General features: G+C 51.0%; 1 rRNA gene. It reads left to right on the forward strand.

From position 1 onward, the window contains the following. Positions 1-236: 236 nt before the first annotated feature. Positions 237-3,131: ribosomal RNA gene (locus LG211_RS19950) — 23S ribosomal RNA — on the forward strand. Positions 3,132-3,197: the final 66 nt, after the last annotated feature.

Genomic DNA, 3,197 nt, shown 5'->3' on the forward strand with positions numbered 1-3,197 from the left:
TGTACCTTGAAAACTGAATAATGTAAAGAAGTGTAAAAACAAATTTACAACGAAAACGAAATCGAGCTATTTACCAAACGGTAAATAGAAAAAAGTATGCAACTAAGACAAAGTCTTTTTGAAAAGACTGCGATTAGGGTAATACTGCGATTTCAACCGAGAAACCAGAAAAAAGCTGATTCACAGAGTGAATTAACAGTAAAAGACCTGATCACGCTAGATCAGGCAGACCAATAGGTCAAGCGAATAAGAGCATAAGGCGGATGCCTTGGCACTGGGAGCCGAAGAAGGACGTGACAAGCTGCGAAAAGCTACGGGCAGGAGCAAATATCCGACAATCCGTAGATATCCGAATGGGGGAACCCACCGCTCGTAATGGGGCGGTATCCCGTACTGAATACATAGGTACGGAGAAGGCAACGAGGGGAACTGAAACATCTAAGTACCCTTAGGAAGAGAAAGAAACATCGATTTTCCTAGTAGCGGCGAGCGAACGGGAAAGAGCCCAAACCGAGAACTTTAGTTTTCGGGGTTGCGGACCACTCAAAGGACATGAAATTCATAGCCGAAGCTGCTGGAAAGCAGGGACGAAGAGGGTGAAATCCCCGTAGGCGAAATGGAGTTTATGCAGGAGTGGCACCAGAGTAGGACCGGACACGTGAAACCCGGTTTGAAGCAGGGGGGCCCACCCCCCAAGGCTAAATACTACCCAGTGACCGATAGCGAACAGTACCGTGAGGGAAAGGTGAAAAGAACCCCGGGAGGGGAGTGAAAGAGAACCTGAAACCTTATGCTTACAAGCAAAGGGAGCGCAAGTGACCTTGTACTTTTTGTAGAACGGGCCAACGAGTTATGGTATGTAGCGAGGTTAAGATGCTGGAGCATTGGAGCCGAAGCGAAAGCGAGTCTTAAGAGGGCGAAAGTTACATGCTGTAGACCCGAAACCGGGTGACCTATCCATGTGCAGGTTGAAGCGAGAGTAAAATCTCGTGGAGGACCGAACCCATATACGTTGAAAAGTGTTGGGATGACGTGTGGATAGCGGTGAAATTCCAATCGAACTCGGAGATAGCTGGTTCTCCTCGAAATAGCTTTAGGGCTAGCCTGGGGGAAAGATACACGGAGGTAGAGCACTGAATGTTCTAGGGGCCTTCACCGGTTACCGAAAACTATCAAACTCCGAATGCCGTGCGATCATACCCCGGAGTCAGACTACGTGAGATAAGTTTCGTGGTCGAAAGGGAAACAGCCCAGACCTACAGCTAAGGTCCCAAAATGTAAGTTAAGTGGAAAAGGATGTGGAGCTGCATAAACAGCTAGGATGTTGGCTTAGAAGCAGCCACTCATTTAAAGAGTGCGTAACAGCTCACTAGTCGAGTGGCTCTGCGCCGAAGATAAACGGGGCTAAAACTTACTACCGAAGCTTAGGATACCTATTAGGTATGGTAGAGGAGCATCGTATACAGGCAGAAGGTGATCTGGAAGGATTGCTGGACGGTATACGAGAGAGAATGTTGGCATGAGTAGCGAGAGGCAGGTGAGAATCCTGCCCGCCGAAAATCTAAGGTTTCCTGAGGAAGGTTCGTCCACTCAGGGTAAGTCGGGACCTAAGCCGAGGTCGAAAGACGTAGGCGATGGACAACTGGTAGAGATTCCAGTACCACCGAAAGTCATTTGAGCGAAGTGGGGACACAGAAGGATAAGCAGAGCGCGCCGTTGGTAGAGCGTGTGCAAGCGTCAAGGGAGTCACGGGAGGCAAATCCCCTGTGGCAATTCTGAGGCGTTACGCGGAGGGAAGATTAGTACCGGAAGCTGCTGATTTCAAGCTGTCAAGAAAAGCCGCTAGCGAGACCGTAGGTGCCCGTACCGCAAACCGACACAGGTAGATGAGGAGAGAATCCTAAGGCGAGCGAGAGAACTATTGTTAAGGAACTCGGCAAAATGACCCCGTAACTTCGGGAGAAGGGGTGCCTGCGCAAGCAGGCCGCAGTGAAAAGGCCCAGGCGACTGTTTACCAAAAACACAGGTCTCTGCGAAAGCGAAAGCTGAAGTATAGGGGCTGACGCCTGCCCGGTGCTGGAAGGTTAAGGGGACTGCTTAGCTTAGGCGAAGGCATGAACTTAAGCCCCAGTAAACGGCGGCCGTAACTATAACGGTCCTAAGGTAGCGAAATTCCTTGTCAGGTAAGTTCTGACCCGCACGAAAGGCGTAACGATCTGGGCACTGTCTCAACAATAGACTCGGTGAAATTGTAGTACCGGTAAAGATGCCGGTTACCCGCAGCAGGACGGAAAGACCCCGTGGAGCTTTACTGCAGCTTGATATTGAGTTTCGGCATTGCACGTACAGGATAGGTGGGAGACTGCGAAGCTAGGGCGCCAGCTTTAGTGGAGTCACCGTTGGGATACCACCCTTGTAATGTTGGAATTCTAACCATGCGCCGTGAACCGGCGTTGGGACAGTGTCTGGCGGGCAGTTTGACTGGGGCGGTCGCCTCCTAAAGAGTAACGGAGGCGCCCAAAGGTTCCCTCAGTGCGGACGGAAATCGCACGAAGAGTGTAAAGGCAGAAGGGAGCTTGACTGCGAGACAAACAGGTCGAGCAGGGACGAAAGTCGGGCTTAGTGATCCGGTGGTACCGAGTGGAAGGGCCATCGCTCAACGGATAAAAGCTACCCCGGGGATAACAGGCTGATACCCCCCAAGAGTCCACATCGACGGGGGTGTTTGGCACCTCGATGTCGGCTCGTCTCATCCTGGGGCTGAAGTAGGTCCCAAGGGTTGGGCTGTTCGCCCATTAAAGAGGTACGCGAGCTGGGTTCAGAACGTCGTGAGACAGTTCGGTCCCTATCCGCTGTGGGCGTTGGAGATTTGAGTGGAGCTGTCCTTAGTACGAGAGGACCGGGATGGACATACCTCTGGTGCACCAGTTGTTCTGCCAAGAGCATAGCTGGGTAGCTAAGTATGGACGGGATAAGCGCTGAAAGCATCTAAGTGCGAAGCCCCCCACAAGAAAAGATCTCCTTCATGGAAATGATAAGACCCGTGGAAGACTACCACGTAGATAGGCCTCAGGTGAAAGTGCAGCAATGTATGAAGCTGAGAGGTACTAATCGGTCGAACGCTTGACCAATGGTTTCAAGGAAGAAGCGTGTAAAGGAAGAAAGACACTTGACATTATTCAGTTTTGAAGGTACAA

Origin of the sequence: Hominibacterium faecale (assembly GCF_020734085.1) — a bacterium.
Classification (GTDB): Bacteria; Bacillota; Clostridia; order Peptostreptococcales; family Anaerovoracaceae; genus Hominibacterium; species Hominibacterium faecale.